We start from the raw sequence: 15,845 nt of genomic DNA on the forward strand, positions 1-15,845 counted from the left end.
TTGAGACACGCCACCACATGCACCACAGTGTTCCCAAGCATGATCATCTGCTCCGCTCGGTTCACTTTTCATATTATCTAGCGCCTTTTTTTGGTGCCGATCAGGTGACGTGCGCGCGCGCCGCCCTCCTCCATGATCTTGACTCACGGTATGGCACGCTGACCACGCACGGCGCAATCGCCGCACGAGTTGCTGCCGAACTCGGTGAGCCAGCCGAGGTTTCTGCCGCGATCATTAGCCATATGTACCCCTTCGGGCCGCGTCCAACCACACGGGAAGGCTGGGTATTAGCGGTGGCGGATAAACTGGCATCACTCGCCGATCTAGGGGCATTTGTTAGTGGCCTTTTATCGGGGCACAGCCTGCGCGTGCGCCGACAGCTTTGCCAGAGTGACCCCTTCTACGCTGCCCGTTACGCTCGCCGTCGTCGCCGCCGGCTGATCAGTTCGTTATGGCGCCGGCTTGGGCGCACCAGTTTGTCGCGTTGGCGCTTGAGCGGCCAAACACCGCAGGTACATTAGCAATTGCCCCGCTACCAACCGGCTCATACAACGAGTGACAGGCGCCATTGCCTGTCGCTCATTTATGCCGAACCGATACCCCGCCAACACTCGCAGCAACCGCAAGCAGAGCGTGATCGACGGCACGCGCATCAATTGCTGCTTGATCGCTCGACAGATACCTCGTCAGCTAGAGGCGAGCGGGGGGCGTCTTGAGCCGGTTGATCTGTCGACAGAGCAGTTTCAGCTATCACTTCAGCCAACGCCGCCACCGGACGCAAACGGGCCGGCAACACACCGGCCGGGCTCGGCGGGTCGCTGAGCCGCCCATACAGATACAAGAACAGATCGCGCGCCATCGCGCTGAGCGGAGCCGAGAGAATAGCGCCCAGCAGACCAAAGACCTGCGAGCAAACGACCAACACCACCATCAGGATGGCCGGATGCACACCGACGCTCTCGCCAATGATGCGCGGCACCAGAATATGATTTTCAAGCTGCTGGATCGCGATGTAGAGGATCGTCACCGCCAGCGCGGTGGTCGGCGAATCAGCCAACCCCAGCAAGATCGCCGGAATCGCGCCGATAATCGGGCCGATCACTGGCACCAACTCGGTGATACCAGCAACGACGGCCAACAGAACAGTATACGGAATCTTCATTCCCGCCATGTTGAGTGCCGTAAGCCCAATCCACGAGGCGAGACCGACCGAGGTGCCAAGGATCAACTGGCCGCGTAGGTAGCCGCTGAGGTCGTGATTGATGATCGAGAGCATCGCCCACACATCAGCTCGCAAGCGCGGGTGGATCAAGTTGTTGAAATACTCGCGCCCGGCGCGGGCATCCATCAAGACATAGAAAAGCCAAAACGGGACAAGAAAGAAGCCAAGCAGGAAGGTCACAGTATTGAAGACCGAGAGCACGCTATTGATCAAAAACTGGCCAATTCCTTGCAAGTAGCCCACGAAATTAGCCCGCAGCGTGCTCAACCCCTCAGCAGTGGCTGAGGCAATGGCATTCTGCACTTCCGCCTGCACGGGTGGCGGCAAGCTAGCCAGCAACTGTTCGTACTCATCAATCAGCCGGTTGGCTTCGCGCTGAATCGTCGCAATATCCGGCAACGCGCGGACCAATTCGGCGATCTGGGCAATGAGCGGCGGCACCACAAACGCAATCGCAGCGACAATAACGCCGAAGATAACCACATAGACCGACAGAATTGCCAGCCAGCGCGGCAGCCACCGCTCAAAACAATTCACTAACGGCAAGAATAGATAAGCGAGCACACCACCAAAAATAAACGGTGTAATCGCCGAAGTGGCGTTGCTCACGAGCCAACTAACGAGATAGAGCGAAACAGCGACTAACAGCCAACGCGCACCAAGACGGATCCGTTCAGGGGTGAAGAAGTTCATGCAACCTCTACAACACTACCGGCTTGGCATCGATCGAGCATCAGCGTTCATCACGTGGGTTCAACGTACTGACCGTCAACATCGTTGCGATCGAATTGCCGGTATTTGTCCAGCTATAGGCCGTATCATCACGAAAGAAGAGCGTATCGCCAGCGGCGAGGTCATATTGCTCTTCACCTAAAGTATACCGCACATTGCCGGCCAGCACATATACCATCTGGCTGCCCCGCGATGAGAAACCCTGCTGGCTGCTACCGGGATAGGCCTCGATCAAGCGCGCATCAAGATCGCTATTAGGTGGCAGCAATGAAAAGACTTGCACCGGCGCATCATCAAGCGACAAGCGCACCCGATCGGCAGGCCGCACGATCTGACCAACTTGCTGATTATCTTCACCCTCGAAGAAATGGGTCATCTGCACGCTGAAAAACTGCGCCAGTTTGCGCAGATTAGCCACCGAAATATTGACTTTATCACGTTCGAGGCGGCTGAGGAATGATGGGGTCAACCCCGATCCTTCAGACACCTCTTGCAGCGTCAGACCACGCTCCTGACGCAATCGCCCGATCTTTTGTCCGAGTGACATACACTATCTCGAAATAATACAAAAGTAAGCGCACACAACCGGCGCGCTCTACGGTTGCCATTATCTCAACTGTTTCAATTTGTCAATTGTGATTATACGCCAACGGTAGCCTTACGTCAAGGTGTTGCACAGGGGTAATAGCAAAGGTTTAGACGATATTAAAGCAGGATGACGCAAAAAATGCACAGGTTTCATTAATGTAAATGACGTATTAGTTCATGCGATGGATAATTATACCATCCGATCACGACGGCGCAGCACCCATGCTGCAATCGCCAAACAACCGATCGCATACCCGATCAAGGCCAACCAGCGCCCGACCAGATGCACTGGATCGTGGCTGAACGCGGCTTCCGTTTCGAGAAAAGCCGGTGTGCAACCGGACGGAATACTACCCTGATCATCCGTATTCGGCAAATTACACAACTGATTAAGATCTAGGCTCGCGCCCAGCGCATCCATCGCCCAACGGCTGATCGTCAACCACGAGAGCGGGGTAGCTAGCCCTTCGATCGTGAAGATGAGGCCGGCAAACAAAATCTGGGGGATTAGCGCAAACGGCACCAGACTAATCGCCCGATCAGGCGTCGCCGAGGCCGCACTAATAGCTAATCCCAGCGCCATACCCGCGCTGGAAGACAAGACCAGCGTGAGAAACGTTTCAATGAGCGGCGGCAACAGAATGCCGACCTCACCCGGCAATGCCACTTTCAGCAACACCATGCCGAGCAAGACGATCGTCTGCACCAATACCAGCGCGCTCAGCACCGTCACTTTCGAGAGGAGGTACGGACCGATACGCAGATTCACCAACCGTTCACGCCGGTACACGGCTTGTTCTTTCGTAATTTCGCGCGCCGCGTTAATGATACCAAACCAGACACTCACCGTTGCCAGCATAAAAAGCAGCTTCTTGGCCTCACCGCGCTGGATGAGGTCTTGGGCCTGCACACCAGTCAGCGCATCGCTGCGCGCCACCAACAGCAGCAGCAACGCAATGATAGGCGCTTGCAGCAACAAGATTAGTAGGTTCCGCCGATCTTGCAGCATCAGGTCAAAATAGCGCCGGGTGAGCAAGACAAACTGCCGCCACGCCGACACGCGCTGCGGCGACTGCACGGTAGCGTTCCTCTGCACCGGCGGCCCGCTTGGCGTTGTCGCCAGCCGGTTGGCGACATATTGCTGGTACAACGGCGAATGACGATAGCGGATCTCCCATAATTCGGCCAAACTAGGCGGCGTCTGCGCTGCCGGATGGGCCGCTCGCCACCCCTCATATTCAGCTCGCAGATCTTGTTGCACCACTGGATGATCGGCAGCGGCCACTCCCTCGATCTTGGTGTAGATATCAGCAAAATCGCCGCTGGTAATTTGAAAGAAGCGCAGCGCCTCAGCCGGCGGGCCAAAGAAGACCATGCGCCCGTTGCCAGCCATAAAAATCACGTGGTCGCACTGCGTGATATTGGCGGTAGCGTGCGTTACCAGCACCACCGTGCGCCCACTGTCGGCCAATCGGCGCAGAGTATACATCATCTTCTTTTCGAGACCGGGATCGAGGCCACTGGTCGGCTCATCAAGGAAGAAGAGGCTAGGGTCAGCAAGCAGCTCCGCGCCAATGCTCACCCGCTTGCGCTGGCCGCCCGATAGCGCCTCAATCGGCTTGTCACGGTGCGGCGCCATTTCCACATCGTCGAGCACGCGCTCGATCCGCGTCTTCACCTCGCTATCGGCAGTGTCCGCCGGCAACCGCAGCCGTGCGGCATATTCCAAGGCCCGCTGCACCGGCAACACCCGATGGAGAATATCGTCTTGCGGCACGTAACCTAATACCGCCTGATAAGCCGCAAAATTGCGGTAAAAATCATCGCCATTGACCAGTACCTGCCCCCGCTCGGCGGGAGCATAACCGCAGAGCGCTTTCATCAGAGTACTTTTGCCGGTACCGGAACCGCCGACAATCGCGACAAATTCGCGCGGCGCAATCGAGAGCGAGACATCGTTGAGAATCACCCGCTGCACACCGTTACGGGTAACGACCCGCGACAGATTGCGCGCATCAATGCGCAATACCCCTTGTTGATCGTAGCGATCAAGACTGGTAACGTTGTACACAAGCTTGAACGCACCGATCTGGATCACATCACCGGCCTTGAGCGACACTGGCGTCATCACGCGCTGGCCATTGACAAACGTGCCATTGGTGCTGCCCATATCGCGCAGAACAACGCCGCCGGGAGTGCGATCAAGCTGGGCATGAAAGCGCGACACTTGCGGATTATCGAGAATGATGTCACATCCCACCCGGCCAATGGTTATTTCTGGATCGTTAGGATCGAGCGGAAATTGGGTCGGAGCCGCACGCAGCGCATCCGCCGTTGCTAACGCCGCATTGCGGTAGGTCAATGAGACAAAATTGCCGGTCGCCGGATCGCCAATCCGGATCACATCGCCATCGGCCAACACGCGCTCGGTGACACGCTGGCCAGCAAAGAGCAGACCATTGCGGCTGCCCACATCAACAATCCGGTGGCCTTGACCATCCGGCTCAATCCGGGCATGGCGAGCACTGACAAAACGCGACTGCAAGACTAGATCATTATCCGGGGCGCGCCCAAGCGTAACCGGTTGCGCGCCTAAGACCACATCACGTTCGACGCTAGGTTCGCTGATATGCAACACCGCACTGCCGGCAGCGATAATTGTCGCTGGTGTATAAGCCGCAGACGCGGGCAACGACCTCCCGCACGACGGGCAGAAGCGAGCGTCAGCGCGGGCCAGCGGGGCTTGGCAAAACGGGCACAACGGCGGCTGGGCAATCGCCACAGAACGGCTCCTATGCTATAATGCGAGGCGTTCGAACCGATCTTGTGATAGCACAGATTACCATGATTTGCAACTAGATGCGCCCCAACCGTTGCGGCTATCCACTATGAAACGCGCTTTGGGAGGGTCGGGCAAGTTGCAAGAGGGTAGGCCTCGTTACCTGAACCTCATTGCATCCCGTCTCTTTTTCTGAACGTCATATCACGCAGGCAGCGTAACGCATCTCGGCAGCGACAAGGATCAGCGGTGGCAACACAAGATATCGGGCGATGCAGAGTTTGCGGCAAAGCAACCGGGACAGCCCAGCAGGTTTGTCCACACTGCGGCGCACCGCTGGATCCCTTCCCCGAACGAGTAATCGTAACCGGCGAACGGCAATTAGCCCTTACCACCGACACCATCAGCTTACATGATTTGGTAGCGCTTGTGGAAGCGGGGGTTGCGTTCTGGCGGCGGCGCTACGAGAGTTCCACCGGGGTGGCGCGCGAGCAGGCAGCGTATGCGCTGCATGAATTGTCGCAAATGCTCGCCAGCCTTGCCCAACAGATCGCGCAAGGGCGCGAGACAGTGCAAATCACCACTCGCCTTCCCGTCCAGCGCCGTTACCCGCTTGCCTGCCCGCTCTGCGGGCGCGGCAACCGTGCCCAAGCGCGGTTTTGCGTCTCGTGCGGCGCGGCGCTGCAACCATCGCGGCGGGCTGGCGTCCCGCCACCGCCGCTGCAAGCCCAAATTGCCGTGCGTAGCCACATTGGTCAGGTGCGTGCGGTCAACGAAGATACGGTATATGCCGGCACCCTGAGCCGCGGCGATGAACCGTTTGGCGCATTGTTGTTGGTCGCCGACGGCATGGGTGGCGCGGCTGCCGGTGAGATTGCTTCACAGATCGCCGCCGAGACGGTCAAAACCAGCTTGCAACAGGCATTGAATCAAGCCTTGCCCGATCATGATGATGGCTGGCTGGCGCTGTTGCAGGCAGCGGCGCAAACTGCGCACGAACAGGTCGCAGCGGCGGCTCGCATTGATCAGCGCCGGGCCGGGATGGGCACCACGTTGACGGTTGCGCTTGCGATTGGCCGGCGGGCGTATCTCGCCCACGTCGGTGATAGCCGGGCCTACCTGATCACGCCGGGCAGCTCTGGCGAACCGCCAGCGTGGCAACAACTAACTACCGATCATACGATCGTAGCGCGCTTGGTTGATATTGGTCAACTCAGCCCAGCAGCAGCGCGCACGCACCCGCAACGCCACATCCTTTACCGTTCGCTCGGGGCCGACCAACCATTAGCAGCCGATACGCGCGCCCAACCACTGGCATCCGGCGATATTTTGCTACTCTGCTCTGATGGGTTGTACAATCACGTCAGCGATGATGAGCTGGCCCGCTTGGCCGTCAGCCAGTCACCAGATCGGGCTGCTACGTCCTTGATCGAACTCGCCAACCAGCGTGGCGGCCAAGATAATATCTCAGTCGCGATCGCTCGCTTTACGAACCGATCTGCAACTTAGGCTAAGGTTTATGCGTTGTTCTATATGTGGGGCGGAAAATCGCGCGCACGCTCGTTGCTGCGCTGTCTGCGGCCAGCCATTGCCGGGACGCCAGCCATTGCCAGCCAGCGAGGGGTTGCTGAGCGAGATGCTCACCCAAGCGATTGCGCCACCAACATCACTGTATGCCGGCGAGGAGGAAACGATGGAGACCAACTTGCCACTCTTTGCCAACCGGTTTGCGCCGCTCTATCCTCTCACCGAACCATGGCCGGTTGGCCCGCTCAAAGTACGCGATCTGGCACCGTGGCAACGCTGTTGGGCCTGTGGCTCAACCGCTAACGACGCCAACGAGTCGTACTGCATCGATTGTGGCGCCGCGCTGGAAGGGCGTGTCTACCCCGCTTTCCTCTCGCAACGCGATGAGCCGTCTGGCCCAGCTTTGATTGACCGGCTGGCCGACCCGCTGGCCCGCGCTATCTTACCCGACATTGTCGAACAGTGCGATTTGAATGGCATGCAACTGACGGTGCTAGCCGATACGGAGTTGACGCCCTTGGCGACACCGCTCGATGAGACAACAGCGTTGACGATTGGCGCCTCGCTTGCCCAATTGCTGGTGAATCTGCATGGCTCCGGTATCACTCTTGGCTCGCTCACGATCGATGATCTCGGCTTGAGCGGGCCGGCAACGGTCTGCTTGCGGCAGGCCAACCAGCTACGGTTAGTCAGTGACACCGAGCGTGAAGCTGCGTTTCAGGCCGACTTGTTGGCGTTGGCGGAAGCGCTGGAACGGCTGACCGCCATCCCGCGCACGACCCAACGGTTGAGTGAAGAAACGGTGGCGGACGTTGAACAGATACCCGATGGCTTAGGGGTGGTCTTACGCCAGATCCGCACCGGTGAGCTGCGTGATGCTGCCGCAGTCGCAGCCCGCTTGACCGCCTTACGCGATGAACGTACCCATCCCGTGCCTCTCTTCCAACTCGCCGGTTCGTATACCGATGTCGGGCGCGTGCGCGATCACAACGAAGATAGCCTGTTTACGCTGACCCTTTGCCTCGAAAACAATGGCCAGCGCCAGAGCTGCGGCGTGTACATTGTCGCCGACGGTATGGGCGGCCATGCCGCTGGCGAAGTCGCGAGCGGGATGGCAGTACGCACAGCGGCGCGTGTAATCATTGACAACTATCTGCAACAAATGATCGCTGGATCGCGTCCGTATCACGAGACTGAGATACGCGAACTGGTGCGGCAAGCAGTGTTATCCGCTAACGAGGCTATCTATCACGCGAGCCGTGTCCAAGCGAACGATATGGGATCGACGTTGACCATGGCGTTAGTCATAGGCGATCGGGCTGTGATCGCAAATGTTGGCGATAGCCGCACCTATCTATTTCGCGATGATAAGCTGCGCCGGATTAGCAAAGACCACTCGTTGGTGATGCGGCTAGTGGAGCTTGGCCATCTGCGCGAAGAGGACATCTACACCCACCCGCAACGCAATGCGGTGCTCCGTTCGCTCGGTGATCGAGCTGAGCCAGAAGTTGATCTCTTTAGTCTACGATTGCTCCCCGGCGATGCGCTCTTGCTCTGTTCCGACGGCCAATGGGAGATGACGCGCGATTCGGAGATGGAACGGATTATAACCGAAGAACCCGATCCGCAACGGGCCAGCGCCGCGCTAGTCGCCGCGGCTAATCGGGCTGGTGGCGAGGACAATATCGCAGTGATTCTGGTGAGAATGACACTATGAACTGTCCACAATGCGGTGCAACGATCCATAATGACGTACTTTTCTGCCCTGAATGCGGCGCGCGCATACCCACCAGCGGCCAGCTAGCGAACGCAGCGCCACCGTTGCAGGTGTTGCAGGGCCGGTATGAATTACGCCGCCGGCTAGGTGCCGGTGGCATGGGATCGGTCTATCTGGCGACTGATCGCCGGCTCACAACGGCTCAATGGGCGGTGAAGGAAATGAGCGACATGTCGATCACTTCACCGCTTGAGCGCCAACAAGCTCAAGCGGCCTTCCGGCAAGAGGCGGAGTTGCTGGCTAAACTCAACCATCCCTATTTGCCGCGCGTGACCGACCACTTTGAAGAGAATGGCCGCCACTATTTAGTCATGGAGTTTGTGCCCGGCGAGAACTTGCGCGATTACACCAATCGTGTCGGTTTGCCCCGGCCCCTGCATGAAGTTTTACGCTGGACAGCGCAAATCTGCGAGGTGCTTGCTTACCTGCACGCGCAACAGCCGCCGATTATCTTTCGCGATCTCAAACCAACCAACGTGATGATTACGCCTGACGGCACAATCAAGTTGGTTGATTTTGGCATCGCTCGCCTGTTCAAACCGGGCAAAGAACGCGACACCCAAGCCTTCGGCACCCCCGGTTACAGCGCCCCCGAACAGTACGGTCGCGGTCAGACCGATCCACGATCTGACATTTATAGTCTCGGCGTGTTGATGCACCATCTGCTGACCGGCCACGATCCAAGCACCACTCCGTTCCGGCTGCCACCGGTCAACCAACTCAATCCCTCAGTTCCGCCATATATCGCGGCTGCCATTACGCGCGCCACTGACAACGATCCTGCCAAGCGGTTCGCTAGCCTGATCGAGTTGCAACAGGCCCTGTTCGGAAGCAGCAATTTGGTAAACCGACAAGCCGGCCTGCCCCCGGTAGCGCAAGCGGCGCGCGTTGAAGCGATGGCCCCCGCACCGGCGATGAGGGCGGCAAGCACTGGCTTGGCAACCGCCGGACTCTGGATTGGGATTATCAGCACGGTGCTGATGGTGATTGCATTGGGAATGGTTGGTCTTGATCCGGCCCTTGAAAGTAATGATATATTGGCTGGTTTGGGCGTGTTGATTGCGATAGGCGCCGCTCTGTTCGCTGTCATTAGCGGCATCCTGAGTCTGATCGCTCTCGTGAGTCCGAATACGGCCCAAACCGTGCATGGCCGCCGTGATGCCGCGATCGGGTTCGCCGCCAGCGCCGGCGCGTACCTGCTTTGTTGTGTGTTGGGGTTTTTCATTGCGTAGCTAGGCGGATATGTCGCCGACGTTGCGTTCGATGCTATACAAGGATGTTGCGTATGTCTCTGCAGATCACGCTCACCTGCCAGTGGGGCCGCGCGCCAATCCCAGCTAGCGCTACGCCGCAAGTCGGCTATTTGCTGGTCGAGGCTTTGGCGCCGGCTTCGCCGGCAACGGCAATGCCGCTCAATCTCTGTTTTGTGCTCGATCGCTCAGGCTCGATGCAGGGCGCCAAACTCGCCAGCATGAAAGCCGCCACTCGCCGGGTAATCGAACTGCTCCGTCCCCACGATGTCGCAGCCATCGTGATCTTCGACGATACGGTGCAGACACTGGTGCCAGCAGCGCCGGTTGGCGATAAAGCGGCGTTGCTAACCGCCGTTGATACTATCACCGAAGCCGGTGGCACGGCGCTGTCGCTTGGGATGCAGGCCGGACAAACCGAGCTGCAAAAGTATCTCGGTCCCGATCGCATCAGTCGTATGGTATTGCTCACCGATGGCCAGACATGGGGTGACGAACTGCTCTGCCGCGATTTGGCTCAAGAACTTGGCAAGGCTGGCGTGCGGATCACGGCGCTGGGGCTGGGGGCCGAGTGGAACGAGCAGTTGCTCGATGATATTGCCGCTGCTAGCGATGGTCACTCTGATTACATAGCCGAGCCGGAACAGATCACGACCTTCTTCCAACAGGCAGTGGAAGCGGCACAAGCGACCGTCGCCACCGATGCTCGCCTATTGCTGCGGTTCGTCCGTGATGTTACGCCACGCGCAGTCTATCGGGTCAAACCGGTCATTGCCAATCTGGGATACCAGCCCATTGGTGACACTGCGGTGGCTGTGCGGTTAGGCGATCTGGCAGGCGGCCAACCGGCAGCCGTGCTGCTTGACCTGATGCTGCCGCCACGAGCTAGTGGCCGGTTTCGGCTGGCGCAGGCCGAATTGCACCTAACGCCGGTGGACCAAACGGCTGAAATGATCATCAAACAAGACGTACTGCTTGAGGTAGCCGATCAGGCCGGGCCAGAGAGTTACAATCCTACCGTGATGAATCTGGTCGAGCGTGTGACAGCGTTTAAGCTGCAAACGCGCGCGTTGAGTGAAGCGGCTAGCGGCAACGTCGCCGGCGCAACCCAGAAATTACGCGCCGCAGCGACGCGCTTGCTTGATTTAGGGGAACTGGAGCTAGCTGAAAAGACTAACCAACAAGCGGCAGCGCTCGAACAGGGCCAACAACTAAGCGCCGCAGCGCAGAAAGAGCTACGCTATGCGACTCGACGGCTGACGCAGCGGCTGGAAGATGAGTAAGCAAACGATGCGATGGAATCGCGCAATCGCCATTCGGGAGCGATTGCTTGCCAAGGTGAGGAACGACTATGATCATCTGTCCTTCCTGTGGAGCGCAGAATGAGCCTACCAACCGCTTCTGCGATCAGTGCGGCACCCGCTTAACCGGCGCAGCGCCAACCGCTCCCGCGCCCACAGCCGTCTCGCCCGATCAACCTACCGCTCTCGCGCCATCCTGCCCGGTGTGCGGCGCGACGGTACTCCCCGGTGAACGGTTCTGTGACAATTGCGGCGCCGACTTGCTGGCAACACCAGTTGCATCGCCAATAACACCTGATCAGGCAACGTTGCTCGCGCCACCTAGCGCACCGCAACTCTTCTGCCCTGATTGCGGCGATCCGGTGTTGCCCGGCGAACGGTTCTGCGACAATTGCGGCGCTGACCTGAGCAGGTTGTTTGCCCCGCCGCCCGCCGCTGACACGCCTACCGTCATTGCCCCGCCGCCGGTAGAAGAGCCTGTTGCCGTCCATACGCCACCGGCAAGCGAAGCACCAGCTCCTACGCCAGCCATCCCGGCAGAAGGGCCAACCATGATCGCGCCGCCAGTGGCCGAACCACCCGCGCCGCCAGTGGCCGAACCACCCGCGCCGCCAGTGGCCGAATCACCCGCACCGCCAGTGGCCGAACCACCCGCGCCGCCTGCTACGTCAGCCGCCCCAGCAGTTGCACCTATCGATCTAATAGCCGAGCGTGCCCGGCTGGAAGCGTTGCTGGCTGCACACCGGGACACAGTCGCCCAATACGAACAGATGGCTGCCCGCTATCCCGCCGGCAGCGTACCGACGTTCATCACCGCTGGGCTCGATGCGGCACGGGCCGAACTGGCCAAGACCGAGGCGGAATTGGCGGCGCTCCCCACCGGCCCTGATCCGGCAGAGGTTGCTCGGCTCGAAGCATTATTGGCGGCGCACCGCGACACCATTGCTCAATACGCGCAGATGGCTGCCCGCTATCCCGCCGGCAGCGTGCCAGCATTCATCACTGCCGGTCTCGATGCAGCGCGGGCCGAACTAGCCAAGACTGAGGCCGAACTCGTTGCCCTGACCGGCAGCACCCCAACGCCAGCGGCACCTGCGGCAGCGCCGGCTGAGCCAGTAGCCGCCCATCCGGCAGTCCCAACCCCCATTGCTACCCCTATCCCAACCCCACCGCCAGCGGTAGCCCGGTTGGAGCTAGCTGATGGCAGTGAGATTATCCTTGAGCCGGGCAAACACGAGTACGTGATTGGACGCGAGGACCCGGTGAGCAACATCTTTCCCGAAATTGACTTGACCTCTTACGGTGGCGAGTCGGGTGGCGTGAGTCGCCAGCATGCCAAAATCGTACATACCGGCGATCAGTGGAGTATCGTTGATCTCAACAGCACCAACCACACACGGGTGAACGGCACGCGGATCGAACCGCAAACGCCAACCCCGATTAGTGATGGCACAAAATTGCAATTCGGGCGATTGGTGGCAACCTTCCGGATCAGTTAACTGTAGGGGCGGTGGCGCCGCAAACCGCACATACTAGCGGATCGCCGGTTGCCACCGCCCACACGTTGCAAGCTGGGCAGCGAAAACTGAGTACACGCGGCGTTGGCGTAGGCAGAATCGGCGGTTGCCGCCACGCCGTGCGTAGACTGGCATAATAAGGCGCACCGAGCAAGGTCGCATGCTCGACTCGATCACCAGCAAACTGCAACTCAAGGATCATCCCCGGTACCAGCAGGTGGCGCGCAATCACATTGGTTAGCGCCGCATCGTCGATCGTCACCGTCTGCTCAGGACCACCATCCGGCCACGGCTGCGCCGCCAACGTCACCGTCTCGCCAGCAAAAAAGCCGCCGACATTCAACACTTCCCGAATCACAACCCGCATTACGCATCATTCCTTATTATGTAGAGTGCAGCAGCCGCATTGCCGCACTCTATGAACTCGTGCCGAACAAGAGCATGCTAGGCAATGATACAGCCAACCAGCGCACTGCTCAAACTCTCGCCGGCAACAAAGCCGCCGGCGTTCAACCTGATGCAGAGTGCAGCAGCCGCACGCTAGAATAGCGCTTAACCCGTGCCGAGCAAAAGGGTTTGATACGCGGCAGCAAAACATTCCCTGCTACGGATGCAAAAACAACCGGTCAATCGCTGTCGCCAATTGGCGCAACGTCGTCACCTCATGCATTGCATCGCACATCGGCGCATACTTATAGATATCGCTACTCAGCGAACCGGGATCGTAGACCCCCCACTTCGCGCGCTCTTCAGTCGCAAACCAGACGATGCGGCGGGCACGACGGCGAATCTGCTCGAAGGCTGGCAAATTGGGATCATTCTCGTTGTTGCGGCCATCGCCGAGCACAATCACCGTCGTGCGCCCGTCAACCAGATGCAACTGATCGCGGCAAAACTCGCCGAGGGCATTCCCCAAATCGGTGCTATAGCTGCGGGTAGGCCGGATTTCGGCCAACACCTGCGCAATCGCCTGTTCGGGGCGCGATTCGGCGAAGTAGTGAGACATATCGTAGAGCCGGTCGATGAAGGCAAAAGAACGGGTGCGACTAACCTGATCGTGCAGCGCATAGATCATCAGCAGCATGCACGACATCACCTGTTGCGTACTGACGCTGCGGTCACACAAGATGACCAGCTTCGGCTTGAGATGGCGTTTACGGTGGCGCACGAGCATCGGCACACCACCAAAACGCTGGTTGGTGCGGATGGTTGCCTTAGCGTCGAGCGTGCCGGTCTTGCCGCGGCGCTGGCGTAACGCCAACCGAGTGCGCAGGCGCGCGGCCAATTTGCGCACCAGTGTGCGCATTTCCGGCAATAGGCTCTCATCGATCCGCTCGAGCGGCATATCGAGCAGCTCGCGCTCGCTGGGCCGACCTTGACCTTGGCGAGGCCCTTGCCCTTGCGCCTGCTCTTGCATCTGCTGGGACACTTGCTGGCCGATCTGCTGCTCAAGCGCCGCGAGATTTTCGCGCGCCGCCTGCTCGATCGCGCGCAGCGCCTCTTCGCGCATGCCTTGCTCACGCAGTTGCTCAAGCAATTGGCGCAGCATCTGCTGCAACCGGTTCATCTGCAATTCGCGCATTGCCTGCCGCGCCATCCAATCGCGGTAGCGCGGGTTGGTGAGGTGCGGCGGCGAGACGTTAGCCAGCATTGCGCGGATTTGCTGATTGCTGAGCGGTTGGCCGCTGACCATGCTCTGAAAGAGCTGGCCGAGCGGGCTAGGTGGGAATTGGGCGAGCAGTTGCTGCAACTGGCGCAAGAGCTGCTGCTGCTCTTCGGGCGAGAGCTGGCCGCCGCCGGGTTGCTGCATCGCCGGCGGCGCATCTTTGCCAAAATAGAGCGGAAAGAGATCGTTAAAAATCGCCTGATCCTGCCGCTCTTTAATCAACGCCGCCTGCAATGCCAGCCGGAAGATATTGCGATCGCTAATGCCGGCCTGCTCAATCGCCCGCAAGGCATCAGCCGACTCGGCCACGCTGATCCGCACGCCAGCCGCACGCAACCCGGCAATAAACTCGGTAATCCGTCGCTCCATACTTGCTCCGCTAGTTATTGCTCCAATCACCGCCACGATAACCGCCGCGCGGACGGTCGGGCCGGTCGGGCCGATCCGGACGGTCAGGGCGGTCAGGTCGGTCGCCCTGCTGCAACAGCCGGCGCGCCCGTTGCAAATCGCTCTCGTACTTGAGCAGCACGTTGAGCGTGGTATCAAGGGTCGCCTTATCAAGCTGGCGAGCGTTCAATTCGACCAGCGCCCGTGCCCAATCGAGCGTCTCGGAGACGCTGGGATGCTTCTTGAGGTCAAGCGTGCGCAGGCGCTGCACCAGCGCTACGGCCTCGCGGGCCAGCTTGGGCGCAAGGCCGGGCACCTTCAACTGCACCACCCGCAACTCAGCCTCGAGGTCGGGGTAATCGATGTGAATGTAGAGGCAACGGCGCTTGAGCGCCTCGCTCAGCTCACGGGTATTATTCGAAGTGAGAATAACGGTCGGAATATGCTTGGCCCTGAGCGTGCCCAATTCCGGCACCGAAACTTGAAAATCGCTCAGCACTTCAAGCAGGAAGGCTTCAAACTCGGCGTCAGCCCGATCGATCTCATCGATCAGCAGCACCACTGGTTGATCGCTGGTAATGGCGCGCAACAACGGGCGTGGCAGCAAGAAACGCTCAGAAAAGAAGACATCCTCCTGCGCAGCGAGCCGATCGGCGGCTTCGCGCAGACTTTGCGCATCGCCGAGCATCTCGGATAACTTCTCGCGCAACAGTTGGGTATAGAGCAACTGCTTCGCGTATTCCCACTCGTACAACGCCTTGGTCTCATCGAGACCTTCGTAACACTGAAGGCGAATGAGCTCGCGGCCCTGCGCCGCAGCCCACGCTTTGGCCAGCTCGGTCTTGCCGACGCCAGCAGGTCCTTCGGCGAGCAACGGCTTGCCTAGCCGTTCGGCAAGGAAGATTGCAGTGCTGATCTCATCAGAGGCGATATAATTGTGTCGCCCCAACATTTCACGCACATCGGCCATTGAATTGAGCATGCCGGGGGCCTTTCTGTGATGAGTAACGACGTGAAGGATGGCACATATACGTAGCCACAAACATCGCAACTAGCAAGCGCAGCAAGAGGAGTTTCATCGAGCCAATGGTTGCACTGC

Annotated in this window: 12 protein-coding genes; 6 read left to right on the top strand and 6 right to left on the bottom strand. The window is 59.3% G+C overall.

The genetic code is table 11. The features are described 5' to 3' along the window. The first annotated feature begins 17 nt into the window (after nt 1-17). On the top strand, nt 18-521 hold the full coding sequence (locus tag Q1A00_RS10345) for an HD domain-containing protein (RefSeq protein ID WP_298404892.1): 504 nt from the start codon (nt 18-20) through the stop codon (nt 519-521). A gap of 131 nt (nt 522-652) precedes the next feature. Here Q1A00_RS10345 and Q1A00_RS10350 read toward each other — a convergent pair whose 3' ends face one another. The 3 genes from Q1A00_RS10350 to Q1A00_RS10360 all read right to left on the bottom strand — a co-directional run bounded on the left by Q1A00_RS10350 (nt 653) and on the right by Q1A00_RS10360 (nt 5,324). Then, the gene (locus tag Q1A00_RS10350) at nt 653-1,915 is read right to left on the bottom strand and encodes an AI-2E family transporter (RefSeq protein WP_299756640.1); all 1,263 of its coding nucleotides are present in this window, start codon (nt 1,913-1,915) and stop codon (nt 653-655) included. A gap of 40 nt (nt 1,916-1,955) precedes the next feature. Then, nucleotides 1,956-2,501 carry a helix-turn-helix domain-containing protein gene (locus Q1A00_RS10355; RefSeq protein WP_298404886.1) on the bottom strand — a complete coding sequence of 182 codons (546 nt, stop codon included), beginning with the start codon at nt 2,499-2,501 and terminating at the stop codon, nt 1,956-1,958. Nucleotides 2,502-2,732: 231 nt separating this feature from the next. After that, nucleotides 2,733-5,324 (bottom strand): FHA domain-containing protein, encoded by a 2,592-nt coding sequence (locus Q1A00_RS10360; RefSeq protein WP_299756644.1) that lies wholly within the window; start codon nt 5,322-5,324, stop codon nt 2,733-2,735. Between the two features lie 246 nt (nt 5,325-5,570). Here Q1A00_RS10360 and Q1A00_RS10365 point away from each other — a divergent pair, with 246 nt between their 5' ends. The 5 genes from Q1A00_RS10365 to Q1A00_RS10385 all read left to right on the top strand — a co-directional run bounded on the left by Q1A00_RS10365 (nt 5,571) and on the right by Q1A00_RS10385 (nt 12,675). Further along, entirely contained in the window at nt 5,571-6,830 is a 1,260-nt protein-coding gene (locus Q1A00_RS10365) for a protein phosphatase 2C domain-containing protein (RefSeq protein ID WP_298404880.1), read from the top strand. Between the two features lie 10 nt (nt 6,831-6,840). Beyond that, entirely contained in the window at nt 6,841-8,565 is a 1,725-nt protein-coding gene (locus Q1A00_RS10370) for a Stp1/IreP family PP2C-type Ser/Thr phosphatase (protein ID WP_298404877.1), read from the top strand. Continuing rightward, nucleotides 8,562-9,857, top strand: a complete 1,296-nt coding sequence (locus tag Q1A00_RS10375; protein ID WP_298404875.1) for a serine/threonine-protein kinase — start codon at nt 8,562-8,564, stop codon at nt 9,855-9,857. Before Q1A00_RS10370 ends, Q1A00_RS10375 begins: the two co-directional genes overlap by 4 nt. Nucleotides 9,858-9,910: 53 nt before the next feature. Next, nucleotides 9,911-11,158, top strand: a complete 1,248-nt coding sequence (locus tag Q1A00_RS10380; protein WP_298404873.1) for a VWA domain-containing protein — start codon at nt 9,911-9,913, stop codon at nt 11,156-11,158. A gap of 68 nt (nt 11,159-11,226) precedes the next feature. Next, nucleotides 11,227-12,675, top strand: coding sequence for a zinc ribbon domain-containing protein (locus tag Q1A00_RS10385; protein ID WP_298490352.1), 1,449 nt, complete (start codon nt 11,227-11,229; stop codon nt 12,673-12,675). On the opposite strand, the gene Q1A00_RS10390 is transcribed toward Q1A00_RS10385, so the two are convergent. The 3 genes from Q1A00_RS10390 to Q1A00_RS10400 all read right to left on the bottom strand — a co-directional run bounded on the left by Q1A00_RS10390 (nt 12,668) and on the right by Q1A00_RS10400 (nt 15,728). Then, nucleotides 12,668-13,060 carry a hypothetical protein gene (locus Q1A00_RS10390; RefSeq protein ID WP_298404869.1) on the bottom strand — a complete coding sequence of 131 codons (393 nt, stop codon included), beginning with the start codon at nt 13,058-13,060 and terminating at the stop codon, nt 12,668-12,670. The genes Q1A00_RS10385 and Q1A00_RS10390 overlap by 8 nt on opposite strands. A gap of 237 nt (nt 13,061-13,297) precedes the next feature. After that, nucleotides 13,298-14,728: a VWA domain-containing protein gene (locus Q1A00_RS10395; RefSeq protein WP_298404868.1), complete on the bottom strand. Its 1,431-nt coding sequence runs from the start codon at nt 14,726-14,728 to the stop codon at nt 13,298-13,300. A 10-nt stretch (nt 14,729-14,738) separates the two neighbouring features. Beyond that, nucleotides 14,739-15,728, bottom strand: a complete 990-nt coding sequence (locus Q1A00_RS10400; protein ID WP_298404866.1) for a MoxR family ATPase — start codon at nt 15,726-15,728, stop codon at nt 14,739-14,741. Between the last annotated feature and the right edge of the window lie 117 nt (nt 15,729-15,845).

The sequence above is a fragment of the uncultured Chloroflexus sp. genome, assembly GCF_938091255.1.
Classification (GTDB): domain Bacteria; phylum Chloroflexota; class Chloroflexia; order Chloroflexales; family Chloroflexaceae; genus Chloroflexus.

Coding starts and splice junctions, on each gene's coding strand:
- Q1A00_RS10345 (WP_298404892.1), top strand. CDS start 18: ATGCACCACAGTGTTCCCAAGCATGATCATCTGCTCCGCTCGGTTCAC.
- Q1A00_RS10350 (WP_299756640.1), bottom strand. CDS start 1,915: ATGAACTTCTTCACCCCTGAACGGATCCGTCTTGGTGCGCGTTGGCTG.
- Q1A00_RS10355 (WP_298404886.1), bottom strand. CDS start 2,501: ATGTCACTCGGACAAAAGATCGGGCGATTGCGTCAGGAGCGTGGTCTG.
- Q1A00_RS10370 (WP_298404877.1), top strand. CDS start 6,841: ATGCGTTGTTCTATATGTGGGGCGGAAAATCGCGCGCACGCTCGTTGC.
- Q1A00_RS10375 (WP_298404875.1), top strand. CDS start 8,562: ATGAACTGTCCACAATGCGGTGCAACGATCCATAATGACGTACTTTTC.
- Q1A00_RS10380 (WP_298404873.1), top strand. CDS start 9,911: ATGTCTCTGCAGATCACGCTCACCTGCCAGTGGGGCCGCGCGCCAATC.
- Q1A00_RS10385 (WP_298490352.1), top strand. CDS start 11,227: ATGATCATCTGTCCTTCCTGTGGAGCGCAGAATGAGCCTACCAACCGC.
- Q1A00_RS10390 (WP_298404869.1), bottom strand. CDS start 13,060: ATGCGGGTTGTGATTCGGGAAGTGTTGAATGTCGGCGGCTTTTTTGCT.
- Q1A00_RS10395 (WP_298404868.1), bottom strand. CDS start 14,728: ATGGAGCGACGGATTACCGAGTTTATTGCCGGGTTGCGTGCGGCTGGC.
- Q1A00_RS10400 (WP_298404866.1), bottom strand. CDS start 15,728: ATGCTCAATTCAATGGCCGATGTGCGTGAAATGTTGGGGCGACACAAT.